Here is a 25,169-nt window from a genome sequence, read left to right on the forward strand (position 1 = left end):
AATGCCGATGCGCGACACCTTGACGAGCCTGCGTTACCGCTACTGGCCGGACCATCTCCTCGGCGAGATCCTGTCGAAGCGTTGGACCGAGACCGCAATCCCGGTGATCCTGCTGTTGATCGTCGGCTTCGCGCTGAGCCGCTCCATCGATCACTTCCTGTCGCCGGCAAGCCTTGCCGACACCGCCCGCCAAGCCGGCGAGATCGGCTTCATCGGGCTCGGCATGGCGCTGGTGGTCATCGTCGGCGGCATCGACCTGTCGGTCGGCTCGATCTTCGCGCTGACGGATTTCTGCGCACTCTATCTGCTCGACGTGCTGAACTGGCCGGTGCCCGCGGTGGTGGTGGCGACCCTGGCCTGCGGCGCGCTGCTCGGCGCCGTCAACGGCGTCCTGATCGGCTACTTGCGGCTGCGCGCCTTCATCACCACGCTGATCACGTTGATCATCTACCGGTCGGCATTCGATCTTCTGATCCAGCGCTACTCCAACGCGATCGCCGCGGCCTTTCCCGATATCCCGTCTTGGAATTTCATCGGCGGCGGCGACGTGTTCGGGATTCCGAGCGTTGCGCTGGTCTATATCGCGATCGCGATCTTCGGCCATATCTTCATGACCCGGCTGCGGCCTGGCTGGCACATCACGGCGATCGGCGGCTCGCGCCGCTCGGCTTACAATTCCGGCATTCCGGTCCGCCGCACCATCGCGCTCTGCTACGTCGCAAGCGGCGCGCTGACCAGCATCGCCGCACTGTTCTTTGCCGCACGGCTCGGTACCGTCGGCGGCGACATCGGCGTCGGTCTCGAGGTGATCGTGCTGACGGCAACCGTGCTCGGCGGCATCACGCTCGGCGGCGGCAAGGGCTCGGTCGCCAAATCGCTGGTCGGCGTGCTGATCGTGCTCCTGATCACCAACGGCCTGACCACGCTCAATGCGCGCGGCGGCATCAACCGCATGGCGCTCGCCGGCATCCTGCTGGTCGCCGCGATGGTCGACATCCGCTGGCAGAAGAACCGCACCCGCATCATCAGCAAGGTCTATGTCGCACCGACCTATCATGCGCTACCGCCGCCACCGGCCACCGAGATCGGCCAGGGCGGACCGTTCGAGCAGAACGACAAGCTGCGCGACGTCGAACTGATCGGGCTCGGCCGTATCGAGGCGCCGGAGGACGTGATCCTCGATCGCAACAACAATCTCTACGCCGGCTCGCGCCATGGCGACATCATGCGCTTCTTCGCGCCCGACTATCAACGGATGGAGGTGTTCGCCCATATCGGCGGCCAGCCGCTCGGTATGGCGTTCGACCGGCAGGACAATCTCTATGTCTGCATCGGCGGCATGGGCCTCTACCGCATCACGCCCGACGGCGCCGTGGAGAAGGCGACCGACGAGACCAACCGCAGCATGCATTCGGTCAACGACGATAGCCGCCTGCGGCTCGCCGACGACCTCGACATCACCGACGACGGCCTGATCTTCTTCTCGGAAGCGACCGTGCGCTACGAGATGGACGAATGGCCGATCGACGGTCTCGAGGCCCGCGGCAACGGCCGCATCATCTGTTACGACACCAAGACCGGCGCCACGCATACCGCGCTGCGCGGCCTCAAATTCCCCAACGGCATCTGCGTCGCCAGCGACGGCCAATCGATCCTGTTCGCGGAAACCTTCGGCTGCTCGATCAAGCGGCTGTGGTTCGCCGGACCGAAAAAGGGCCGGGTGGAAGTGGTGATGGACAATCTGCCGGGCTATCCCGACAACATCAATCTCGCCTCCGACGGCAATTACTGGCTGGCGCTGGTCGGCATGCGCAGCCCTTCGCTCGACCTCGCCTGGAAGATGCCGGGCTTCCGCCGCCGCATGGCCAAGCGCGTCCCGGTCGACGAATGGCTATTCCCGAACATCAACACCGGCTGCGTCGTCAAGTTCAACGAGCAGGGCAAGATCCTCGAATCGTTCTGGGACCTGCGCGGCGAGAACCATCCGATGATCACCTCGATGCGCGAGCATCGCGGCTACCTCTATCTCGGCGGCATCATGAACAACCGGATCGGCCGCTACAAGCTCGAGAATGCCGATCCGAACTTCGTGCAGTATGACAAGCGCTGGGGGAGGCTGTCGTGATCGCGGCCGTCAGGGAATTCGCTAACCGCTTTCTCGGCCGCGGCGAGGCCACCATCACCGTGCCGTCGTTCGACGGCGCACTCAAGCCCAATCAGAAACTGGAGTCCGCGACCACGTTGCTGGAATGCGAGGCGCCGGAAGACCTCGCAACCGACGGCCGCAACCTCTACGTTGCCGACGGCCGGCGTCTGCTGCGCCTCGACGGTAGCGCGGCGACCGAGTTCCGCAGCTTCGCGCTGCCGATCTCGGCGCTGTGCGCGCTCGCTGACGGCGGCATCGCCGTCGCGCTTGGCGGCCGCGAGGTACACCTTTATGCCAATCCTTCGGCGAGCGAGCCGAGCGTGACGTTCAGCGACGCCGCCTTCCATGCGATCAACGCGCTGGCGCCGGCGGGCGACGGTACTCTGATCGCGACCGACGGTTCGGCGACCTGCGGCGTCGACGATTGGGCGCGCGACCTGATGGAGCTCAACCGCAGCGGCCGCGTGTTCCGGCTCGATCCCAAGACGAGATCGGTGAGACTGCTGGCCTCAAAACTCGGCTACGCCTTCGGCGCCTGCGCCCGCGACGATGGCGTGCTGGTCAGCGAGAGCTGGCGGCATCGTCTCGTGCTCGTCGCGGACCGCAAGGCGCCGCAGATCGTGCTCGGCCACCTGCCCGTCTATCCATCGCGGCTCTCGAAGGCCACAGGCGGCGGCTACTGGCTCACCGCGTTCACCGCACGCACCCAGCTGATCGAATTCGTGCTGCGCGAGCCCGCCTACAGGCGCCGCATGATGGCCGAGATCGACCCGGCCTATTGGGTGGCGCCGCGGCTGCGCTCGGGCTTTTCGTTCAAGGAGCCGATGCAGGGCGCGCACATCAAGACGATGGGCGTCATCAAGCCATGGGCGCCGCCACGCTCCTACGGCCTCGTCATCCGGCTGGGCGAGGACGGCAAGCCGCTCTATTCGCTGCACAGCCGGGTCGACGGCGTCAATCACGGCGTCGTCGCCGCGCTCGAACTGGGCGGCGACCTCGTGCTGATCGCCAAGGGACCGGGCCGCGTGCTGAAACTACCCCTCGCCGGGCTTGCCGAGGAGACAGGCTCATGAGCGACACCGTGCTTTCGCTGCGCAAGGCCACCAAGCTCTATGCCGGCGTCCCCGCGATCGAGGGCGTCGATTTCGACCTTCGCCGCGGCGAAATCCACGCGCTGGTCGGCGAGAACGGCGCCGGCAAGTCGACGCTGACCAAGGTCATGGCCGGCGTCGTGACGCTGACCTCCGGCGACATGACGGTCGACGGCGCAGCGGTCGCGCCGCGCACGCCGCTCGAGGCGCGCAATCTCGGCATCGCCATGGTGTTTCAGGAGAACAGCCTGGTGCCGACGATGACCGTGGCGCAGAACCTGTTTCTCGGGCAGGAGAAGTTCTACAACCGGCTGCGCGGCATCTACATCGCTGCCCAGCAATTCCTCCAATCGCTCAATTTCGACGTGACGCCGACCGCGACCGTGAGCGGGCTCGGCGCGGCCAAGAAGCAGATGGTGGAGATCGCGCGCGCCGTCCTGCACAAGGCCAAGGTCATCATCTTCGACGAGCCGACCGCGTCGCTGACGCCGGAAGAGAAGAAGTATTTCTTCGATTTGGTCCGCGACCTCAAGAAGCGCGGCGTCTCGATCGTCTTCATCTCGCATGCGCTGGAAGAGGCCTTGCTGCTGGCGGACCGGATCACCGTGCTGCGCGACGGCAAGCACGTCATCACCGATGATGCGGCGAAATTCGACCGCGCCGCGATCGTGCAGGCGATGGTCGGCCGCGATTTGTCCAACACGCTGTATGGCGCGCGTAAGACCAGCGTCCGCTCGGCCGGGGCGCGCGTGCTGACGGTGCAGAATCTCAAGATGGCGCCGATGGTGAAGAACAATTCGCTGTCGGTATTTGCCGGCCAGATAACCGGCGTGTTCGGCCTGGTCGGCGCGGGCCGTACCGAGACCTTCAAGATCGTGTCCGGCGTCCTGAAGCGCGACTTCTTCCACGGCGGCGAGATCCTGCTGCATGACAAGCCGGTGCGCTACCGGGTGCCGGCGCCGGCGGTCAAGGCCGGCATCGCCTATGTCACCGAGGATCGCAAGGTCGAGGGCTTCTTCGAGACCGCCTCGATCGCCCGCAACATCTATCTCGGCCTGCTCTCGAAATTTCCGGGCGGCCGGATGCTGCTGTCGCGACGCGAGACCAACACGGTCGGCAAGACCTGGACCCAGCGGCTGAAGGTCCGCGCCATCGGCGACGAGGCCAAGGTGGTCGAGCTGTCGGGCGGCAACCAGCAGAAGGTGGTGATCGCCAAGTCGCTGGTGCAGGAGCCCGAGCTGATCATCTTCGACGAGCCGACCCGCGGCGTCGACGTCGGCGCCATCGTTGAGATCCACGAGCTGATCAACCAGCTCGCCGACGAGGGCAAGGCAGTGGTGGTGATCTCATCCTATCTGCCCGAGATCATGGCGCTGTCAGACCGCATCCTGGTCTCGCGCCAAGGCAAGGTGGTCGAGGAATTCTCCGCGCTCGAAGCCACCGAGGAGAAGATCATGTACGCGGCGATCCACTGATGCCGCAACGCGTCACGGCCGGCTCGCCACGCCGTGCCGCAAGACGATGGCGCGCCCGAACATGATCATCGGGCGCTCCACCAGCCGGTAGACCATCCAGGACACCAGCAGAGTGAGGCCGGTGCAGACCAGCATCGTGGCGATGTCGCCGATCTGTCCGGTCAACGGCAGGAACCGGTAGACCGTGACATTCACCGGCCAGTGGAACAGATACATCGAATAGCTGATCAGCCCGATCCGCGACAGCAGCAGCGAGCGCGGCCGATCGAACCTGGCGGCGGCAAGGAACATCACGAAGGCGAGCGCATAGGCGACAAGGACGGGCCTCAAGCCCTCCATGATGAAATTGTCGCCGCGCGCCAGCGAGAACGCTGCAACCGACGGCACCGCGACGATTTGCGCAAGGACCAGCGCCAGCGCGGCAATCCGCGCGCCCGGCACCCGCTCGACCAGCCAGAGCCGCAACAGCAGGCCGAGGAACAGGAATGAGAGGTGCATGCCGAGATACTGCACCGGCAGATTGGCCATGCCATGCGTCCGCAACTGAACCGGCAGCGCCGTCGCGGCGACGAGTGCAAGGCTCAGGAGCGACAGCACCCCGACACGCCGCAGCGTGCCGGCCGCGAACAGCAGCGCGATCAAGATATAGAACACCAGCTCGATGAACAGGGTCCAGTAGATCGGCGACAGCCAGGGCTGCCCGAACAACGCCGGCGCCATCGTCATGTTGGCAAGCACGGTCACCGCGCGCGGCGGCTCGCCGGCAAGCCACGCCATGGTCGCAAGCACCGCGAGCGCAAGCCACAGCGCGGGATAGAGCCGGAACGCCCGCGAAACGGCGAACTGAAACAGCGGCCGTTCGCCGCCGATGCTGAACGGCACCACGAAACCGCTGATCAGGAAGAACAGCGCCACCCCGAACCGGCCCAGGCTGACATTCTGAACCAGCAGATCGCCCGCCGCATTCATCGGCCCGGCGGCATGCGGCGTCAGCCTGAGCAGATCGCCGAACATGTGCTCGACCATGACGCCGAGCGCTGCGATCGCACGCAAGCCGTCGATGTTGGCATAGCGCTGCGGTTTCATTGCGGTGCTCCCGCAGGTCGGAGCCCGAGTGCGCCGCGGGTCGCTGCGTCGAAGCCAGGGCCGGTCTCGTGCTCGGCCAGCGCGAAGCCGCCGACCGCCAGATAGGTCCAGCACGACCAGGCAAAGCCATATGTCTCGGCGAGCTCACGCATGTCGCGCAGCCAGCGCGCGCGGGCGACCTCGCCCGCGTCAGTGTGTTGATAAGGCGTCTTGCGCACGCCGAACTCGCCCAGCAGGATCGCCTGCGCCGGCAGATCATTCGCCTTGCGCCAGGCCGTGACCTGCTGAAACGTCCGTTCCAGCGCCGATCGGTTGAAGCCGGAATTGACATAACTCGTGAGCGTCCGCCTGGCTTGCCGCGCAAGGTCCAGTTGTTGGCCGCTGAGGCCGAGCGCCATCACCCGCGCATCGGTCGCCCGGATCATCGCGTCGGCCGACGTGGGGGCCGGATAGACGATCGCATCCAGCGCATAGGCAGGACTGCCGAGCAAACCCTGATGGGTGAACTGCCACGGCGAATAGTCGTGATAGGTGTAGATCAGGCGCCGATCGCCGGCGAACCGGCGCATGTCGATCTGCGCCAGCGCACCGGGAGCGTTCATCGAGCCGCCGCCGATCACGAGCGGCAGCGTCACTGAGCCGCGGCGCGCGGCGGCGTAAGCGGCCTCCAGCATCGGCTGCCATGCTGCCGCCGGAATCTCCGGCTCGTTCATCAGCTCGAGCGCGATCCGCGGCGGAGTGGCATTGCCCGGCTCCGCAATGAGCTCGCTCAGACGTCCGGCGAGGCGCGTCAGCAATGCGAGCACGGCCTGAAATTTCGGCGTGTTGACGCCTGCCGTCAGCTCGGCGGGCCGATAGGCCGGACTCATCGCGCTCGGATGCAGATCGACGATCACGCCGAGATCGGCGGCGAGCAGGTCACGGACCGTCGCGATGACAAGATTGTCCAGCCGATCGCGCCTCGCGCCGTCAGACGCCAGGAAGGGACCGACATCGATGACAAGACGCACGAAGTCGAACCCCGCAGCTCGGATCGCTTGCCGCTGCTCCGCGCCGAACTGAAACCGCGACGCCGTGAACGGCGGGTCCACATAGGAGCCGTCGGCCTGCACGTCGGCCCATCCGAACGCATGCGACACGGCGATGCCGCGACGAAAGGTGGGGATGTGGCTGACGGGATCGGACGCAGCGCGCCGCATTCCGAACGGGAGGAGCATCGCTGCGCCGGCGATGCTGCGGAGAATGGAACGGCGGCTGGCCACGGCACTTCTCCCGATCGCGCTCAACCGCCAAACCAGCCGGGATGGCGCGCCGTCAAGGCGCCATCGAGCACGATCATGTCCTCCTGGCCGGCAAAGGGCGCGGCAAGACCGTCGAGCGAGATATCGCGGAGCGCAGGATCGATGGTCCGCGACGGCACGAACCGGACGTCGTTCCAGGCTTCGGCGCCGAACGCGGCGATATAGTCGGCGGGGCGCAGCCGGTTCGGCTGCCCGGGAAAGCGGAACAGCCGGTAGAGCGTCTCGGGATAGCGATAGATATTGTTGGGGTCGTGCTCGCGAATCCAGCGCGAATGCGTCTGGAGATCGATGATGTGGATCGCCTCGCAGCCGGGCCGGGCCACCTGTGTGAGCCCGGCAACGGCATCCGGAACGCTGTCATAGTGCTCGAACGCCGCGCAGCTCACGATCAAATCGAAGCTGCGTCCCTCGGCGAGGCGCGGAATGTCGAAGTCCCGCCCGACGGCATAGCCGAAATCGCGGGAGCCGGACGTCGACGCGATGGTGCGTGCCCGCTGACGATCCGCCGCGGTGCCTTCGGTGAAGCGATCAAGCAGCACCTCGTAGAACACAGGATCCTCGTCGCCGGCGAGATTGAACACGTCGATGGCATGATAGGATCGGGCGCCGAGAGCGAGGAACAGCACGCCGTTGCCGCGCGACGCGCCGGGGCTGAGCTCCAGCACATCACGTCCGCGCAGATCGAAATCCGGCGGCATGAAGCGGCGAAGCGAGCCGAAGATGTCGAGCAGATAGGCGATCTGGCCCTCGACATCGAATTTCGACACCGTGTTCGGCGTGGCATAGCCGCGCAGCTTGTCCTTGCTCCAGGCAAGGCCGAGGAAGCCGAGCCCCAGCACCGTCATCTCGAGCTTGCGAAGAGCAGGCGTCACTGTCGGCCTCCAAATCCGAGGTGGTTCTTGAGATCGGCACTGCCGTGATGTGCATTGCGCGGCGTCACGGCGACCAACGCGCTCTCATAGACCTCGACGGTCCGGTCGACGATCGGATCCCAGCCGAAGCAGTCGAGCGCCCGCGCCGCGCGCGTAGCCCGTTCCGGCGCGCTGTCGGGTGCAACGAGCTTCAGCCGGATCGCTTCGGTCAGCGCCTCGATCCTGCCGAGCGGAAAGTAACTGTCCGGCCCGAGCTCGAGCGCGAGATTGGCATCGATGTCGCTCGCCAGACACGGCACCCCGTGGCTCAGCGCCTCGAGCAGCACCATCGGCATGCCTTCATGGCTCGACGGAAGCACGAACAGCGCGGCGTGCCGATAGAGCTGCGCAAGGCTCTCGCCGGACTGGAAGCCGGTCATCACCACGCCCGGCGTCGCAGCCGCCGCCTTCTCGACCGCGTGCAGATAGCTGCCGTTGTGATCGGCCGTGCCGACGATGATCAATTTCCTGTCGGGATCGCCGAGGCGCGCGAACGCGTCGATCAGATCGAGTTGCCGCTTCTCCTCGACAATTCGGCCGACGCACAGGATGTAGCGATTCGGGATCACCTCGATATGGTCGAGATAGGAGGTCCCGAGCTTCGGCAGGTTGCTCTCGACGCCGTTCGGGATGAAGGTCGCCCCGACAGCGAACCGGGCGCGGACCTGATCGACGATGCCTTTCGCCACGCCGATCCGGGCATGCGCGAACTTCATTCCCATCCATTCGCCGCTGCGCAGCACCGCCTTCGCCACCCGTCCCCATTTCTGGCGTTCGTAGTCGAAGCCGTGATGCGTCACCACGATGCGAAGGCCGAGCAGGCGGGCAAGCGGCGTCAGCAGCGCGGGCCCGATCGCATGGATATGAACGAGGTCCGGATTGCGCCGGGCTGCGGCGAACAGTCCGAGCGTGGTATGCAGCAGCGCCTCGACATTCTTCGAACGCGGCGCCCAGACCGGCGTCACGGTCACGTTCTTCCAGACGTAAGGCTCAGGCGACGGAAGGTAGGGCTTGCGTCCGAGCACTTCGACCTGCCAGCCGCGCTGGGCGATTCGCACCGCGAGCGCGGCGACATGGGTTTCGACCCCGCCCTGAATCTCGGGAATGCCGCGCAGACCGAGGAAGATCACCTTTCTCGGCGGACGCTGCGCTCCTCCGGTTGGTATCAACGTGTACATCAGTGCACCACCGTCCCATAGAGCTCCGTCGTGCGGTCGCGGTACTTGTCGGGTGAGAAGTCGCGCAGCACCCAGTCGCGACCTGCGGCCCCCAGCCTGTTCCTTGCGGTTCGGGGCAGCTTCGCCATGGCGGCCAACGCTTCGGCCAGCATGCCGACATTGCCCGGCTCCACCAGCGCGCCGGTCTTGTTGTGAACGATAAGCTCCGGAATGCCGCCGATCCGCGTCCCGATCACCGGGCGTCCGAGCGCATAGGCTTCAAGGATGCTGATCGGCGCGTTCTCGTACCATTCGGAGGCGAGCACCAATGCACGCGATTCTCCGATCAGCTGCTTCAACTCCGACTTGGCCATATGGCCGGCAAACACGACGTCGGAGTCGAGCTCGAACGCGAGCTGGCGCAAGGCCGGTTCTTCGGGGCCGCTGCCGACCAGGATCAGCCGCTGATGCGCGAGTGCGGCGGCGCGCACCAGCGTGGCCAGTCCCTTCTCCGGCGCGAGCCGTCCCGCATAGACGAAGTAATTGCCCTCGTGGCACCAGGGCGTGAACTGCTCGGCGTCGACGAAATTCGGGATGTATGCGATGCGGCTCGCGTCCCACCCCCACTCGATCAGCTTGTCGCGGTAGAAGCGGCTCGGCGCGACGAGGCAGTCGAGCGTGTCGCGGTAAAGGCCGAAGCTGCGATGAACCAGCGTCTCGAGGAAGACCAGCCCGCTCACCACGGCCGAATCCTTGACGCAGCGACGCAGCAGCAGGTTATGGATCCGTCCGCCGCGGCAACGCTCGCAGACTTCGCCCTGGCTCAGCATCTTGTAGGCGGGACAGGCGAGCTTCAGGTCGTGTGCCGTCATCACGACAGGCACGCCCTCGGCCTTGAGCACGTCGAAGATCGAGGGTGAAATGTGATGGTACACATTGTGGGCGTGCGCCACCGACGGCCGCACGCGGCCGATCAGGGCGCGGATCTTGCGGCGCGCCTCCAGCGAGAAGATGATCTTGGCCGCCTGCCTGGCTTTGGTGAGCGGTCCGTTGATCCGGCCATACTCGATCTCGGAGACGAAATAGTCGGACCACGGGCTCGGCAGATTGTCGGGATGCTCCATCGCAAAGGGCACGACATCCCAGCCGGCCGCGGCGAACAGGTCGATCTGGTCGAGGAATACGCTCTCGGCGCCGCCGCGCCGATAGAAGTAATTGTTGATCGCCAGCAGCCGCCGCTCGGTCGTCATCGCCCATCCTCCCGGAGTCCCATGCGGTTGAGCGCAGCATCGACGGTGAGCACGCAGCAGCCGCGCTCGATCGCATGCGCGACCAGCCGTTCGAAGCCCGCCGGCGTACAGCCATAGGGCGTCGGCATCGGCGCAATGTCGTGCGTGAAGAAGATCAGCCAGCCCGGTTTGGCGACCAGCGCGTCGATCCAGTGCGTCAATCCCGCCACATGCGTCTCGGGCTGGCGGATCTCGACGGCCTTCAGAAAGGTCGGGTCGGTCGGCCCGCGGTTGATCGCTTCGCCGCCGGCGCGGCAGCTCCGGTATGCATGCGCCAGGATCGGCCGCTTGCCGAGGCAGCCGCTGTTGTAGGGATAGGCGAAATTGCGCCGACCCGGGCGCGGGTCGACCGTGTCGAGATAGCGTGCGTTGTCCGCGAGGTCCGCGACGAACTCAGCGCGATCGACGTGCCTGATGTCCCGATGGCCGTAGGTATGGCAGCCGATCTCGTGACCGCGCGCGGTGAGCTCCCTGCAACCGGCCGCATCGATCAGGGTGCGGTCCGGCTCGACGCGCCCCTGGAGGCCGCCGGAGATGTAGAAGGTGCCGCGTACGCCGCGCGCCTCCAGGACCGCAGCACCGACGCGGAGCGCGGAATCCGGCACGTCGTCGAACGTGAAGGAGACGATCGGCTTGCGCGTCGGGACCTGGATGACCTGCCACGGCGTTGCCCGGATCAAGCCGTTGGTCAGACGTCCGGCGAGCCGGTCGATCGTCCCTGGCCGGCGGGATGCAGCCTCCGGCGCGCAGGGTGCGACGGCGGGACTATGCATGGGCGGTCTCCCCGACATGCATCACGGCGTCCTGCTCGCGAATCTCATGAGCGCTCGCCTGCAGGCGAAGGCCGAAGATCGAGACGATCACCATGAACCAGGCAAGACTGCCGGATTGGAAGAACATGCTTTCGACGCAGGCGGTGAACACGCCGTAGAGCCAGATCCGGGTGAACAGACGGGTCAGCGCGGGATCGTTGCCGTGCGCCTCCGCGCGCGACACGTCGCGGAGCGGCAGCCAGACCAGCAAAGCGACCGTGAGGATCAGGCCGGGAATGCCGGTCGTGATCGCGGCATCGAGATAGGCGTTGTGCGCGTTGAAGGCAGCGACCGCCCAGCTGGCGCCGCCGCCGGCCTTGTAGACCATCTCGTCGGTCTGCCAGAACAGCTGGAAGCCATAGCCGGTGAGCGGCGCTTGCGCGACCGCGGAGGCGCCAAGCCGCCAGATGTCGATGCGGTGGGTGAAGGTCGGATCGATCCCGAGGCTTGCGACCAGCTCGCGCATCTCAGGCGAGATCGAGCAGCCGATCGTGATGACGTTGAAGGCCGCGATCCCGAGAAACACCATCGGAATCCGGATCGCCCGCCAGCGCTCGAAGATCCAAGCGATCACGAGGATGCCGGGCAGCGCCGCGGTCGACGACTTGCCGCCGGTGTGACTGAGGAACAAGACCGCAAGCAGCGTGATCGCCGCGCCGACGATGCGCCGGCCGGTGCCGTAGAGATAGAGCCCGGCGAAGCTGATGATCACCATCGCCGCCGCCGCGACGTTCTTGTGTGCGAAATGACCCCGCCACATCCCGGCATTCATCGGCTCGCGCACCTCGCTCGCCTGGTGGATCGCTAGCTGCGGCCACAACGCGACGCCGATATAGGCCAGCGCCAGCGTGCCGATGCAGCACATCGACAGCATGCCGGCGAACTGCCGCTCCGATCGCGGCAGCAGCAGGAAGATGCCGGCATTGACGATCGTGAGCGTCGCCAGTACGACGCGCTTCACCGCGAGGTCGGGATGCGCCGACATCGCCGAGACGAACGCGAACCACAGCAGCGTCGCGATCAGGAGGCCGCGCGGACGCACCGCGAGATGACGCGCCGGCGAGCTGATGGCGATCAGCCAAAGGCTTGCGGTCAGGCCGAGAAAGACGATCTGGTTGATCGTGCTCGACCTGTCGGCGGCGGGATCGCCTGCATCGGCCGCGGACAGGTCGATGAACGGCGTCAGCGTGATCAGATAGAACAGCAGCGTTGCCACGAACAGCGGCGGCCCGAGCACGCAGATCGTTCCGCCCTCGCGCGTCTCGCCCGATCGCATCATGTCGCCCTGCTCCTGGCGAGACGAAGCGCACCGAGATAGCCGAAGCCGGCGAGCGCGGCCGCGCACAGCAGCAGGCCCAGCGCCGCTCCGGCAGCGGCGGCGATGATCGGACGCGGCGGCCAGGTCGGGCGGAACGGTGCGACGGCCGGCGAGATCACGCGTACGTCGGTGGCGTCGATCTGCTGGCGCTCGGCGGCCTCGCCGGAGCGCGTCAGGAAGGTCTGGTAGAGTGCGGTCTTGGCGCTTGCCTCGCGCTCGAGCTCGCGCAGCTTGACCTGGGCCTGGTCATCGATCGACACATTGCCGCGCAGGGTACGCGTTTCCTCGTTCAGCGTGTCGAGTGCCACCTTGGCCTGATCGACCTCGAAACGCGCGGCACGGCGCAGCCGCTCGGTCTCGGACTTGATCGCCTTCGTGAGGGCATCCGATTCGGCCACCGCGTTCAGCATCGCCGGATGGCGCGGACCCAGTGTCTGCGTGAGGGTCGCGATCTGCCGGCGCAGCGCCGCCTCGTCGGCCAGCAATCCCGACAGGGTCTGGGACTGGACCGCGCCGGCTTGCACGCCATAGAGCGACACGGCGCGCGACAGCTCGTTGTAGCGGGCCTCCGCCTCGGCGAGGCGCGCCTTGGCATCGGTCAGCTTGCCGTTCATGCGCTCCATCGCTTCCGAGCTCAGCGGCTGCCCGGACGGCCCCTGCTGCAAGCCATTGGCACGGCGGAACGCCTCGGTGCGGTCTTCCGCCTCAGTCGCCGCGGCCTTGAGCTCGCCCAGCCTTGCCGTCAGCCCTTGCGCCGCGCGTCCGGCGCGCTCCGCGTCGGCGCGAACGACCTCCTCGCGGAACGTCTGGGCAATTGAATTTGCAAGCCGCGCCGACATCGCCGGCTCACTGGCCCAGACCGACATCGTCACGACATAGGAGCGCTCCTGTCGCGTCACGTTGATGCGCTTGGCCAGCGCCGCCATCAGATCGTTGCGTTCGGCGGCGTCTGGCGCCCGGCGATCGAACAGCCAGCTGAGATCGAACAGGCGCCACTTGTCGGAGAATTCCGGATCGTTCCTGAGACCGAGCTTGTCGATGACGCGGCGCAGGACGTTGCCTGACGTAATCGTCCGCATCTTGCTCTCGACATCCAGGATCTGGCTGTCGCTCTGGATGTTCGTCACGTAGAGATCGTTCGGGGTCACCACCAGGTTGGACGGCGAGATCGTGAGATCGGTGATCGCGGTGAAGCGGGGCGTCACGAGTTGCGTCGCGCCGACAGCGGCGATCGCGCCGACGAGCGCGGCAACCAGAATCCACCGCCAGCCTTGCAGCAGCCAGACCGCGATCTGTATCGGGCTGATCAGGGCCGCAGGCGCAGATGCCGCTCCGCTCACGGTGACATAGGCGGCGTCGCTTCGCCGTGACCTTGAATTGTCGGTTGCTGTGTACATGTCAGTCGACTTCCCTGGGAGGGCATGCTGGCCGGATAAGTTCGGCCTAGTTGCTGCTGGACGGGACGTCGGCATCCGAAGCCATGCTGTCGTTGTTCGGCGCGATCGGTGCGGAGCCGGGTCCGTCGATCGTGTCGCGACGCGACACCGGCACGCCGATGAGTCCCTTGGCGTTCAGAGCGGCGATCGGGGCCAAGTCGTTCATGACGACCTCCATGTCCTGTCCCAAGCAGTGATTTCGCTCGGCTGGGGCCACTATCCTCCTCTCGAAAGAGCAGACAACCTTGAGTAGTTTTTAGAGTTAGGTGTTAGCGTTAACCTTACTATCGATTCTGCAGATAAATACATGCATGATTATAGATCCATAAAAGCTGATGCCGAACGTCGAACTTATGGGTGAGGCAATATCAACCTTTAATTGAATCGGCGACCGTATGATTTATGCCAGCGGCGCGTGCGAGAAATGACGCCGGCAACACGTCGGTCGACGTCATGTCCATGCAACGACCATTCAATCATCTGCGCTCGGAGTCGAAGCGCTTCAGACATCGATGCACTGCGGACGTCACCGCATTCACGAACAAAGGATGCATCATCAGCGTGCCGATGACGACGGCCGATTGCACCGTCGCGCCGACGTTAACGTCAATTCGCGAACAGCGTGCCGCGCGCGATACGCCGCGTATGCGAGCCTGATAGAGTGCATCGTGGGGATCGACCGCCAACAGAGGCCGTGGATCATTGCTGCACATCAATGCCGTTAGCCGGACATTCTCGACCGCCACGCCGATGATCGTCAGCTATCTGCTGTCGAGCGGATCGCTGGCGGCGGCGAGCCTTGCACAGCTCGTGACGTTTGCGATCCTGGCGCGCGCGCTCGGACCGGCGGAGTTCGGCCTGTTCGTGCAGATCACGGCGGTGACCGCGATTGCCGCGCAGATCTGCGGCCTCGGCGCCTCCGACTGCCTGCTGCGCAGGGTTGCGCGCGAGCCCGCGAGCTATCCGGACCTGCTCGGCCACAACTTTCTCCTGATTGGAACAACCGGCGCAGTGCTCGTGCTCGGCGGCGTCGCGGCGATGGCGGCCTGGACGCGCATGGGCTCCGGCCCGTCGATCGCCGTCTCGAGCATCGCCCTGCTGTTCCTCGCTAACGTCGTGCTGGTCCGCGTGATTCTTCTCGTCGAGACCGTGTTTCTTGGCCTCGGCCAGGTTCGCTCGGCAAATCGCTCGGTGGTCGGATTTGCGATCGCGCGCACTGCCACGGCCGCGCTTGCCTGCATCGGGTTCCACGCATCGAGCCTGGCGGAATGGGCCGTGTGGCAATTCTGCGGGCACCTGCTCTATGCGCTGGTCGGACTGATGTGGCTGCGGCCGCTCGGCCGGCCGCGGTTCAAGATCATACGCGAAGAATTGCGCTCCGGCGCCCTGTTCAGCTCCCAGTTCGTGGTTCGGGCGATCCGCTCCAACGTCGACCTGTTCGTGATCGGCCTGTTCACGCCGATCGAGACCGTCGGCAGCTATGGCGTCGCCCGGCGCATCATGGACAGCAGCTATCTCTCGATCGACGCTTTCAACCGCCTGGTCTATCCGCGCTTTGCGCGCGCCAGCCGCGACGGCCTGCACCTGGCGCTGCCGGCGGCGAAACGCGCCTTGATCGCGGCGCTCGGCCTTGGCGTTGCGACATTCCTCATCCTGTTCGTGCTGGCGCCGGAGTTGCCGCTTCTGTTCGGCCGCGCGTATCACGATCTTCCGTTCTTCGTGCGCTGCCTGTCCGGCACGGTTGTCCTGATCGGCGCCTGGGCGGTCGCGATGGACTTGCTGGGCGCTTCAGGACGGCAGGGCACGCGCGCCTTGATCATGAACAGCACCAATCTGGCGGGCAGCGGCCTCATCGCCGTTGCGACGTGGTTCGCCGCTCCGATCGGCACCTTCGTCGCGCTTTACGTGATCGAAGCATCTCTCGTGGTCTCGGCGTGGCTGGTTCTGCTGCGGCTCGCGCGTCGGAGCCGCCTGGACGCAGACGGATCCGGCAGCATTGCTGCGCACTCAGCGACTATCCTGGACGACCCGGCTGTCAATCCAGTCCGCCGGAGCCTTGCGGCCGTGGAAGAAGCCGAGCGGTAACGCCGCGGCGTGGAACAACCACGCGACGACCGCGTAGAAGCCGAGCGTCAGGCTGCGCTGGCGCAGGCTCATCAATCCGACGACGCCGGCAATCACGGCCACATCGATCGCAAGCCCCAATCCGGGCGGTGAGATCAGGAACGGCAGCGCCACCATCACGGCGAGCCAGAGATAAACTGCGCCCCAGAGCTTCAGTTCGGGCAATTCCTGAACCAGTTGCTTCCACTGCGGCTTGCCGAACGCCGCTCGCAGCAGTTCCCCGATGCCGCGCAGATAACCCGACTTCCAGCGTCGCACCAGCAGCGCATAGGCGTTGATCGCGTGCCCGAAATGCCGGACGAAGCTGCGGTCGAGGCGGTGCAGCGTCCAGCCGCGCGCGCGCAGCCGCACGCCGAGGTCGAACTCCTCATAGCCGTGCAGATTGCGGTCCGACAAATAGCCGACCTGCTCGATGGCCGCCCGCCGATAGAGGCCGCCGCCATTCATGCGATCGATGTCCCCGATCCGGTTCTCGGGCGAGATCCTGCGGCCGCGCCGGACATATTCAAGGCTGGTGTCGTTCATCTCCACGACATGACCCGTCACGCCGGCGGCATCCGGATTGTCGGCGAGCCAGGCGAGCGCTTCGCGTAGGAAGCCGGAATCGAGCAGCATGTCGCCGTCCATCAGGCAGATGAATGGCTCGCGGCTGTACTGGAAGCCGAGTTGCGCACCTATGCCGCAGCTCGGCGCAATCTCAGGTTCGAGCTGCACGACGCGAACGGGGTATCTGCCGGCGACGGCGAGCGTCTGATCGCGCGAACCGCCGTCGGCCACGATGACTTCGCCGCCGATCCCCTCGAGCGCAGCCAGCACGCTCTCGATCGCCGGACCGATCCGCGCCTCCTCGTTGAGCGCCTTGAGGATAACCGATACCGACATCTCTGCACCCGCCTCAGTGGAAATCGGACATCAACCGGCTCCAGTCTTCGCTGGCGAGGCCACCAACGAAGATGTCGCCACGCGCAACGGCATCGTTTGCGTCGGGCAGTCGTGTAAGCACCACTGCGAAGGCCTTGTGCCGGAAGACGAGCCAGCGTTGCAGCGACAGTCCCGCCATCAAAGCGGGGTGCGCGCGACCGCGGGCTTCGACGTGGCCGGAGCTTTCGAGATGATGGAACATCGCATTCAGCACTACGATCTCCTGGCCGCGCTCCGACAGCACATTGAGAACTTGCGCTGTCCGCCCCGGTACCGCGTAGTAGACGAAACAACCAATCAATTTGCCCACGCGATCTTCGACCGAGCGAATCGTCAACGTGCCGCGTGTCGTGTTCTGCGCCGCGAGCGACACGAGCCAGCCGAGCTCCTCTTCCGACCACAGAGGTCGAACAGCATAGTGGGCGATGAGGCCCGGCGCCTGCTCAAGAAAGGCCTTGACGGACATGTCCGTGACCTTGGCCCCGCCGGGCTCCGCTGCGTTCTTTTCGCTGAAGCGGCGCAGTAGCAACGTGTCGATGGGTCGCGCGAACGTCGCAAGACCAAGGCTCCTGCCGCGGAAGAACCGGTCTTCAAGTCGGCCGGCCAGCGCACCTAAAGGACGAAAGCTGCGCGTCCATTCCAGATTGTGGACGGGGATCGGCTTTGCACCAATTGCCCGCCAGTGATTAAAGGTGGTGGGCGACGCCGTGTCGCTGAATTGAATGTCGGGACGCCTCGGCCGCAAGGTCAGAACGAGCTGCGCCGCACCGGCGGCCTCCTTGTCAGTCATCAGTGTACAGACCAACCGGCCAGGCACGACAGTGCCGCAGGCGATGAAACGCATCGGCACCGCGAGCATCGCGCTCGGGATGCGCCCATCCTGCTGCTCGTAGACCTGCGCGCCCGCGGCTTCGCTGTAGGATGGAGCCTCCAGGGTAATCACCTTCAGATAGTTCTGAAGGTCCAAATCCGCCGGACGATCTGAGCCTCTGTAAATCTTCATGAAAAGTCGGGCGACCGCGGGTAAATCCGCAGCGGTCATCGGCCGGACCGCCCCCTTGCGCGGTGGCGGCGCATCAACCGGCGCTTGCTGCTCGGATGCCTGCATCTAGCCCACCTGGATTGGCGGACGCGCGCGCGCGTCACGCGGGTGGCTGGCCTGGAAAGCAGTGTGCGACGCCGGGTTCAGCATGGTCGGCCACTTAATCTTTGTCCAATCGCAGCGGCGTCGCCGGACGCCAGTATCAATGATCTTCAAAAGCCAATGACCTTGTTCCTCATGGCTCACCATGTGGTGCGCCCCGGGCGGTCATCACTGTCATTCAAGCAAGCCGGGAGTCTAAATCCCGATAGCGCCATCAGGCGCTCGTCCTGCGGCAAGCCTCCAACTTCAAGCGCGAGCCGTCAAGAAATTCAACTTGTGGAGGTTAACGCGCGAGCGGCTGCCAGTCCGTGACATCCGCATGACCGCGCGATCCGGCGCGATTCATTTTCGAAATCGCGCAAGCCTGCGTTGGCGCAGGCGACCATCCGCGGCGATCCCGGTTCGCGCGCTACTGCTTCGGACCGACGGTTCCCGTCGCTTTCAATCTCGCCGACCTCACCCAGCCCGAGACGTCGTCGCCGCCGCGTGGATTGAGGTACATCACCGACGACCAGCCATCATTGGTTTGCGCATAGGCGACAAGCTCGTCGTTCGGAATGACGAACACGCCTTTGATCGGGCAGTGCAGATTCGGTGCCGAGTAGAATTGCAGCCGCCCACTCCCCGTCACCACATTGGCGAGCGGCGGCGAGAATATCGGGACGCGATCGGTGCCGGTCTTCGGCTCCTTGCAACTCGACGGCGTCTGCGCGTGCACGGATGCGCCGAGCGCACCGAGTATCACGGCCGTGCAGACCACGCAGGCGAGGATCGATCTGTCCGACATCATTCACTCTCCCAGATCGCATCGATGGCGATCACCGCTGTTTGTCGCCGGACATGCCGAGCAGGTTCTACCGATGCGACCGAGATTGCATGCTCACTGCACCCGCTCGCGGAGCGGCCGCCCGAGCCATTCCATGCCGTCGACGTGTTACCATGTCCTCGAACCCTGTTACCCATGTCCCCGGTCCGGATGCGGCCCACGGCATCGCCGCAACTGCGCCACGATTGGCTGGCGGAACGGGTCAGGGAGATAGCCGGCATTCACCTTTCATGCCATTGAGATATCGGTATGATCTGCTCGCCGCTATTCCCGTCACCCCGGACAGATCCGGACCGGTTCGGGACGCGCAACACGCGGCCGGGTCAGGCCGCACGCTGATTGGTTGAATTCACGACGCCGGAGTCTTATGCGTGGTCGCCATGAACAGCCTTGCCATGAACAGCCTTGCCACCGCCGAACCGTCCCTGACGTCATGGCCGCGCCACCAGGCGCGGCCCGACCAGCCCGCGCCATTCCTGCCGATGAACCGCGCCGAGATGGCCGCGCTCGGCTGGGACCAATGCGATATCGTGCTGGTGACGGGCGATGCCTATGTCGACCATCCGAGCTTCGGCATGGCGATCATCGGCCGGTTGCTGGAGGCCCAGGGCTTCAGGGTCGGCATTATCGCGCAGCCCGACTGGCAATCGGCCGAACCGTTCAAGGCGCTGGGAAAGCCGCGCGTGTTCTTCGGCGTCACCGGCGGCAACATGGATTCGATGGTCAACCGCTACACGGCGGACCGACGGCTGCGCCATGATGACGCCTATACGCCGAATGGCGAAGGCGGCCGCCGGCCGGACCGCTGCACCATCGTCTATGCGCAGCGCTGCCGCGAAGCGTTCAGGGACGTGCCGATCGTGCTCGGCGGCATCGAGGCGTCGCTGCGCCGCATCGCGCATTACGACTATTGGTCCGACAAGGTGCGCCGCTCGGTGCTGGCGGACGCCAAGGCCGATCTGCTGCTCTACGGCAACGCCGAACGTGCCGTCGTCGAGGTGGCGCACCGACTCGCCAATGGCGAAGCCCCGCGCGATCTCGACTCAATCAGGGGCGTCGCACTGTTCCGCCGCGTGCCCGAGGATTACGCCGAGCTGCATGCCGACGATCTCGACTCCGCCGACGAGGGCGCAGCGCGCCAGCCGGGCAACGTCGTGATCCGCCTGCCGGCCTGCGAGCAGGTCGAGCAGGACCGCGACGCCTATGCCCGTGCCTCGCGCGTGCTGCATCGGGAGAGCAATCCCGGCAATGCGCGGCCGCTGGTGCAGCGTCACGGCGACCGCGATCTGTGGCTCAATCCGCCGCCGATCCCGCTGTCGACGGCCGAGATGGACGCCGTCTACGACCTGCCCTACGCGCGGGCGCCGCATCCCTCCTACAACGACGCCAAGATCCCGGCCTGGGAGATGATCCGGTTCTCGGTGACGATCATGCGCGGCTGCTTCGGCGGCTGCACCTTCTGCTCGATTACCGAGCACGAAGGCCGCATCATCCAGAACCGCTCCGAAGGCTCGATCCTGCGCGAGATCGAGCGCATCCGCGACAAGACGCCGGGATTCACCGGCGTGATCTCCGACATCGGCGGGCCGACCGCCAACATGTACCGGATGGCGTGCAAGGATCCGAAGATCGAAGCGGCATGCCGGCGGCCGTCCTGCGTCTTCCCCGAGATCTGTCCGAACCTCAACACCTCGCATGACGACCTGATCCGGCTTTATCGCAAGGTGCGCGAGGTGAAGGGCGTCAAGCGGGTGATGGTGGCGTCCGGCGTGCGTTACGACCTCGCGGTGGAGAGCCCCGAATACATCAAGGAGCTCGTCACCCATCACGTCGGCGGCTACCTGAAGATCGCACCCGAGCACACCGAGCGCGGCCCGCTCGACAAGATGATGAAGCCGGGCATCGGCGCCTACAATCGCTTCAAGAAGATGTTCGATGCCGCGGCCGAGCAGGCCGGCAAGAAATACTATCTGATCCCGTATTTCATCGCCGCGCATCCGGGCACGACCGACGAGGACATGATGAACCTCGCGCTCTGGCTCAAGAAGAACCGCTACCGCGCCGATCAGGTGCAGACCTTCCTGCCCTCGCCGATGGCGACCGCCACCGCGATGTATCACACCGGCGTCAATCCGCTGCGCGGCGTGCGCCGCGGGGCGACCGACAAGGTCGAGGCGATCAAGGGGCTGCGGCAACGCCGGCTGCACAAGGCGTTCCTGCGCTATCACGACCCGGACAACTGGCCGCTGCTGCGCGAGGCGCTGAAGCAGATGGGGCGCGCCGATCTGATCGGCTCGCGCCCCGATCAGCTGGTGCCCGCACACCAGCCGCCCGGCACCGGCAAGGCCGCCGGCACGCGGCGCCCGCTGCGCGACGGCGGCCGGGCTCAGCGCTTCACCACCAAGGGCCTGCGGATGGGCAAGTGAAAGGCCATCAGCGGCCGGACGTCAATCCGGCCGAGCCTGCCGACACGGCTAACTGATCAAGTTGGCTCGGTCAGTTCGCGCCAGCGATGATGGCGAGGTTGTTCAGCACGGGCGTCGAGCAGAACATGGCGACGAGGGCGATGTTGTAGACGTTGTTGCTGCGCCAAAGCAGCCAGGTGACGATGAAGGTCAGACCCAGCTTGGGCACCAGCCACCACACGCCGAACCAGGTCTGGGCCAGATGCATGAACGGGTTCAGCTCGCCCAGCCCGAGGCTCAGGATCACATTCGTCGACTCAAGGTCGGCGTAGCCCAGCAACAGGACGAACAGCACCAGCAGACCTTTAACCCAATTCATTCCGAGACTCCCGTTGCCGAACATTCCGGAGATGCCGGATCGGCCAGATCACGCTGTTGATGATGTCCACTCGCTCGGCAGGCACGAGACCCGTTGCGGGATACTCGTCCGGCTTCGGTATCCAGGCCGTACCGAACAGAATGTCGAGGAGCGGAAAGAAAGCGGCGAAGTTCTTGTCACGATGCTCGATATGGACCGAGTGATGGATCCGATGCCATTGCGGGTTGTTGACCCAGGTCACGAACCGGCCGAGCGGGATGCGGACGTTGAGATGCGCACACGCATCGGGAATGAAGAAGATGAATCCCACGGTGACCGCCATGTCCGGCGGGATACGAAACAGAATCGCCATGATTGGAAGGAATGCGTCGGAGAGCACTCTCTCGAGCCAAAAATGCCGACCGCCGGTAATGAACGTGATGCCGTTCGCGCTGTGATGGAACGAGTGCATCGCCCAAAGAAACGGGACTGCGTGCTGCAGGCGATGGAAGGTGTATTTGTAGAGATCGAGCGCGACCACCACGATCGCGAGCGAGACATACCACCAGTAACCTTCGGTCGGTAACTTGATCCAACCGACCCCGGCATAGGTCGCAATCGCACCCGCGCTGATCGCTGCGACCGGAGCGAGCAGATGCTCCAATCCGATACTTACGATCACCGCGAGCCAATCATCGCGAAATTCGCCGCGGGACACCTCCGCAATGGGCCATCGCTTCTCCAGGATACGGCTGGTGTAGACGACTCCCAGAAATATCGCCGCGTACAAAACGGCGTGGGCGATCTCGTCCGACATGAAAATGAACTCGCCGGTTCAACAGGAAGCACAAAAGGAATAAAAACATTCCCGCTTCCTATAAGGTGAAATGCCTTATTTTTTCTCAACGTTCCGGCCGGCGCAAGCGGGGCTTTTACGGGACGGCCCTCGCCTTCAGCGCTGATTGTCTCGGGGCCGGTTGCCTATGCGGGACCAACCATTCACCGAGCGCAACGGCAGGGATCGGCAAGCAGGAGGCAGACCTTGCATGGGCGCACATAAAAGGCCCGCGACGTCGTCGCGGGCCTTCGTGAACGACGGCTGTGCCACTCAGTGCAGCGAACGATCGGTGCGGACCGAAGCCCGCGCGGTCGTGATCTTGTTTCGCGGCGTCAGGACGTTGAGCTGATGCGGCGACGCCGCCATCGCGGCGGCCGGCGCCTGCTCATGGGCATTGGCGGCGCCAAGCACGCCGGCCTGCACCGGCGAGATCGGCAGGCCCGCCGCTTCGAAGGTTGGAAGCTCCGCGGCCGATGCACTCGCGATCGCGAGGGTGGCGGCGATGATGGAGAGGGAAATCTTGGTCACTTGCAGGCTCCTCAATGGAATCGAGAAGCACAGGTAGGCCTCTTTTGTTGCATTGCAATAAAGCTGATGCCGCGTCGCACAAATAGTTGAAGGCCGCGGCCATCCGGCAACGCAGACCGCAGCGCAGCAGGCAATTTCGCCCCGGTGCGATCGCAAAAAATCCAATGAAAACAAAGACGAATGGCGCGCCCGGAACGATTCGAACGTCCGACCCTCAGATTCGTAGTCTGATGCTCTATCCAGCTGAGCTACGGGCGCATTTTCGCGGTTGGGCCTGGGCCCGGATGGCTCCGGGAGCCCCGGAACGTCGCGAAAGAGCGCTCTAGCTACAGGCTCCCGGTCCGATTGGCAAGGCTCTGGAAGCGCCAATTTCGGCACGCTCAGCCGCCTCGGAGATGCCGGAGCGGCCTTACGCCCGCGCCCGCTCGCTGCGGACAGACAGCAGTTCCACCGGGCGATCCGGGATCGAGATCCGGAAGGTGGCGCCGATGGTGCCCTCGACCAGATGGATATGACCGCCATGGGCGCGGATCAGTTCGGCGGCGATCGCAAGGCCAAGCCCACTGCCGCCGGGGCGGCCGGAAGTCTGGAACGCCTCGAATAGATGCTCGCGCGCTTTGGCCGGTACGCCGGGGCCGGTATCGGAGACCTCGATGATCGCAACCGTCCCCTCGCGGCGGCCGGTGATGCGGATCTGCTGGGCCCCGCCATCGTCGGCCGGCCGGCTCTCCAGCGCCTGCGCCGCGTTGCGTACCAGATTGAGCAGCACGCGGAATAGCTGGTCCGGATCGGCGTCGATGGTCAGCCCGCGCTCGATCGCGCTGATCCAGGTGATCGAGACATCGGTCGCAAGCCCGGCCGATTCCCGCACCTCGGCAACGGCGGGCTCGACCATGATGACACGCCGGTCGGGTGCCGCCTCCTGCGCGCGGCCATAAGACAATGTCGACTGGCAGAACGCGATGGCGCGCTCCAGCGAGCGCAACAATTTCGGCGCGAAGCGCTGCACCCGCGGGTCGGGCACGCTGGCGAGCTGGTCCGACAGCAATTGCGAGGACGCCAAGAGATTGCGCAGATCGTGGTTGATCTTGGAGACGGCGAGGCCTAGCGCAGCGAGCCGGCTCTTCTGATGCAGCATCGAGACCAAGTCACGCTGCATGTCCGACAGCTCACGCTCGGCAACGCCGATCTCATCGCCGCGCTGGCTCGGCACGATGATTCGCGCCGAACTCTCCGGATTCTCGTGGAAGCCGATCAGGCTCGCAGTCAGCCGCCGCATCGGCCGCACGAACAGATAATGCAGCGCCAGATAGACCAGGCCGGCGGTCAGGCCGGCAATCAACAGCGCGACGACCAGCACGTTGCGCGAGAACCGGTACATCGCCTGCCGGAGCGGCTTCTCGTCGATCACCACCTCGATGAACTGAGCCTGGCCCGGCGCCGGGCCGACCACACGGATGGTCTGGTCGCCGTGCTCCAGCATGATCTCGAAGGCATCGACGATCGCCGACCACACCGTCATGGCCCGCATGTCGACGTCATGGTCGATCGAGGCCGGCAAATCGGCGCTGGCGAGCAGGCGGCGCTGCTGGCCGAGCTTGATGGCGACCGCGCGGGCACCGATGCTGGTCAGGATCTGCCGCGCCAGGGAATCCGGCACCAGGCCGGAGGGGGCGGCGTCCAGCACCAGCGCTGCGGTGTTGGCGGCGGCCAGGCGGTCATTGAGCCGGTTCATCCGGAAGTTGGCGATCGCCGGCACGTAGATCAGGAGCCCGGCGATCATCACCAGGGGGATCGTCAGCAGCAACAGCTTGCCCGACAGCCCGAGCCGGAGGGACGGCTTGGACCGCGGCATCTGCACGGTCGCCTGATCGTCAGTTAGAGCCACAAGATAAGGCCTTGTTTGGCTTAGGGGTCGGAAGATGCGGCCCGGCCCCCAAGCCGGTCAAATTACGGATCGCTAATGTCGCCGGTTCCCCGAACGCCCAAAAGCGTCCCGTTAA

Annotated in this window: 22 protein-coding genes and 1 tRNA gene; 5 read left to right on the top strand and 18 right to left on the bottom strand. The window is 65.3% G+C overall.

Features of this window, described 5'->3' with window-relative positions; all coding sequences use genetic code 11:
* Position 1: 1 nt before the first annotated feature.
* Genes ACVINW_RS08525 through ACVINW_RS08535 form a run of 3 tightly spaced genes read left to right on the top strand, consistent with a single transcriptional unit; the run spans position 2 to position 4,712 of the window.
* Complete coding sequence (locus ACVINW_RS08525) at positions 2-2,125, top strand: ABC transporter permease (RefSeq protein ID WP_456750878.1); 2,124 nt, start codon at positions 2-4, stop codon at positions 2,123-2,125.
* Positions 2,122-3,219, top strand: coding sequence for a hypothetical protein (locus tag ACVINW_RS08530; RefSeq protein WP_456750879.1), 1,098 nt, complete (start codon positions 2,122-2,124; stop codon positions 3,217-3,219). Before ACVINW_RS08525 ends, ACVINW_RS08530 begins: the two co-directional genes overlap by 4 nt.
* On the top strand, positions 3,216-4,712 hold the full coding sequence (locus ACVINW_RS08535; protein ID WP_456750880.1) for a sugar ABC transporter ATP-binding protein: 1,497 nt from the start codon (positions 3,216-3,218) through the stop codon (positions 4,710-4,712). Before ACVINW_RS08530 ends, ACVINW_RS08535 begins: the two co-directional genes overlap by 4 nt.
* A gap of 12 nt (positions 4,713-4,724) precedes the next feature.
* On the opposite strand, the gene ACVINW_RS08540 is transcribed toward ACVINW_RS08535, so the two are convergent.
* The 10 genes from ACVINW_RS08540 to ACVINW_RS08585 form a co-directional block, all read right to left on the bottom strand.
* Positions 4,725-5,798 (bottom strand): acyltransferase family protein, encoded by a 1,074-nt coding sequence (locus tag ACVINW_RS08540; protein ID WP_456750881.1) that lies wholly within the window; start codon positions 5,796-5,798, stop codon positions 4,725-4,727.
* Entirely contained in the window at positions 5,795-7,060 is a 1,266-nt protein-coding gene (locus ACVINW_RS08545) for a glycoside hydrolase family 5 protein (protein WP_456750882.1), read from the bottom strand. The genes ACVINW_RS08540 and ACVINW_RS08545 overlap by 4 nt, the downstream gene beginning before the upstream one ends.
* 20 nt (positions 7,061-7,080) lie before the next feature.
* On the bottom strand, positions 7,081-7,971 hold the full coding sequence (locus ACVINW_RS08550; RefSeq protein WP_456750883.1) for a hypothetical protein: 891 nt from the start codon (positions 7,969-7,971) through the stop codon (positions 7,081-7,083).
* Positions 7,968-9,188 carry a glycosyltransferase family 4 protein gene (locus ACVINW_RS08555; protein ID WP_456750884.1) on the bottom strand — a complete coding sequence of 407 codons (1,221 nt, stop codon included), beginning with the start codon at positions 9,186-9,188 and terminating at the stop codon, positions 7,968-7,970. Before ACVINW_RS08555 ends, ACVINW_RS08550 begins: the two co-directional genes overlap by 4 nt.
* Positions 9,188-10,417 (bottom strand): glycosyltransferase family 4 protein, encoded by a 1,230-nt coding sequence (locus tag ACVINW_RS08560; protein ID WP_456750885.1) that lies wholly within the window; start codon positions 10,415-10,417, stop codon positions 9,188-9,190. The genes ACVINW_RS08555 and ACVINW_RS08560 overlap by 1 nt, the downstream gene beginning before the upstream one ends.
* The gene (locus ACVINW_RS08565) at positions 10,414-11,229 is read right to left on the bottom strand and encodes a polysaccharide deacetylase family protein (protein ID WP_456750886.1); all 816 of its coding nucleotides are present in this window, start codon (positions 11,227-11,229) and stop codon (positions 10,414-10,416) included. The genes ACVINW_RS08560 and ACVINW_RS08565 overlap by 4 nt, the downstream gene beginning before the upstream one ends.
* Positions 11,222-12,547: an O-antigen ligase family protein gene (locus ACVINW_RS08570; protein WP_456750887.1), complete on the bottom strand. Its 1,326-nt coding sequence runs from the start codon at positions 12,545-12,547 to the stop codon at positions 11,222-11,224. Before ACVINW_RS08570 ends, ACVINW_RS08565 begins: the two co-directional genes overlap by 8 nt.
* Entirely contained in the window at positions 12,544-13,983 is a 1,440-nt protein-coding gene (locus ACVINW_RS08575; protein WP_456750888.1) for a GumC family protein, read from the bottom strand. Before ACVINW_RS08575 ends, ACVINW_RS08570 begins: the two co-directional genes overlap by 4 nt.
* Before the next feature lie 46 nt (positions 13,984-14,029).
* The gene (locus tag ACVINW_RS08580; RefSeq protein ID WP_456750889.1) at positions 14,030-14,188 is read right to left on the bottom strand and encodes a hypothetical protein; all 159 of its coding nucleotides are present in this window, start codon (positions 14,186-14,188) and stop codon (positions 14,030-14,032) included.
* A gap of 310 nt (positions 14,189-14,498) precedes the next feature.
* Positions 14,499-14,768 (bottom strand): hypothetical protein, encoded by a 270-nt coding sequence (locus ACVINW_RS08585; RefSeq protein WP_456750890.1) that lies wholly within the window; start codon positions 14,766-14,768, stop codon positions 14,499-14,501.
* A gap of 4 nt (positions 14,769-14,772) precedes the next feature.
* Between ACVINW_RS08585 and ACVINW_RS08590 the strand changes: the two genes are divergently transcribed.
* A complete protein-coding gene (locus tag ACVINW_RS08590; RefSeq protein WP_456750891.1) occupies positions 14,773-16,107 on the top strand; it encodes a lipopolysaccharide biosynthesis protein in 1,335 nt (444 codons plus the stop codon).
* Here ACVINW_RS08590 and ACVINW_RS08595 read toward each other — a convergent pair.
* The 3 genes from ACVINW_RS08595 to ACVINW_RS08605 all read right to left on the bottom strand — a co-directional run bounded on the left by ACVINW_RS08595 (position 16,030) and on the right by ACVINW_RS08605 (position 19,001).
* Positions 16,030-17,028 carry a glycosyltransferase family 2 protein gene (locus tag ACVINW_RS08595; protein WP_456750892.1) on the bottom strand — a complete coding sequence of 333 codons (999 nt, stop codon included), beginning with the start codon at positions 17,026-17,028 and terminating at the stop codon, positions 16,030-16,032. The two genes, ACVINW_RS08590 and ACVINW_RS08595, sit on opposite strands and share 78 nt — an antisense overlap.
* A 13-nt stretch (positions 17,029-17,041) precedes the next feature.
* Positions 17,042-18,175, bottom strand: coding sequence for a GNAT family N-acetyltransferase (locus ACVINW_RS08600; RefSeq protein ID WP_456750893.1), 1,134 nt, complete (start codon positions 18,173-18,175; stop codon positions 17,042-17,044).
* A 445-nt stretch (positions 18,176-18,620) separates the two neighbouring features.
* A complete protein-coding gene (locus ACVINW_RS08605) occupies positions 18,621-19,001 on the bottom strand; it encodes a hypothetical protein (RefSeq protein WP_456750894.1) in 381 nt (126 codons plus the stop codon).
* A 431-nt stretch (positions 19,002-19,432) separates the two neighbouring features.
* On the opposite strand from ACVINW_RS08605, the gene ACVINW_RS08610 reads away from it, so the two are divergent.
* A complete protein-coding gene (locus ACVINW_RS08610) occupies positions 19,433-21,463 on the top strand; it encodes a YgiQ family radical SAM protein (RefSeq protein WP_456756343.1) in 2,031 nt (676 codons plus the stop codon).
* A 70-nt stretch (positions 21,464-21,533) separates the two neighbouring features.
* Here ACVINW_RS08610 and ACVINW_RS08615 read toward each other — a convergent pair whose 3' ends face one another.
* From ACVINW_RS08615 to ACVINW_RS08635, 5 genes are all read right to left on the bottom strand, one after another.
* A complete protein-coding gene (locus ACVINW_RS08615; RefSeq protein WP_456750895.1) occupies positions 21,534-21,821 on the bottom strand; it encodes a DUF5658 family protein in 288 nt (95 codons plus the stop codon).
* Positions 21,808-22,617 carry a sterol desaturase family protein gene (locus ACVINW_RS08620; RefSeq protein ID WP_456750896.1) on the bottom strand — a complete coding sequence of 270 codons (810 nt, stop codon included), beginning with the start codon at positions 22,615-22,617 and terminating at the stop codon, positions 21,808-21,810. The genes ACVINW_RS08615 and ACVINW_RS08620 overlap by 14 nt, the downstream gene beginning before the upstream one ends.
* Positions 22,618-22,908: 291 nt before the next feature.
* Positions 22,909-23,166, bottom strand: coding sequence for a hypothetical protein (locus ACVINW_RS08625; RefSeq protein WP_456750897.1), 258 nt, complete (start codon positions 23,164-23,166; stop codon positions 22,909-22,911).
* Positions 23,167-23,347: 181 nt separating this feature from the next.
* Positions 23,348-23,424 (bottom strand) — tRNA-Arg (locus tag ACVINW_RS08630).
* A gap of 151 nt (positions 23,425-23,575) precedes the next feature.
* Positions 23,576-25,021, bottom strand: a complete 1,446-nt coding sequence (locus tag ACVINW_RS08635) for a sensor histidine kinase (protein ID WP_456750898.1) — start codon at positions 25,019-25,021, stop codon at positions 23,576-23,578.
* Between the last annotated feature and the right edge of the window lie 148 nt (positions 25,022-25,169).

The organism is Bradyrhizobium sp. USDA 4461 (genome assembly GCF_054055655.1).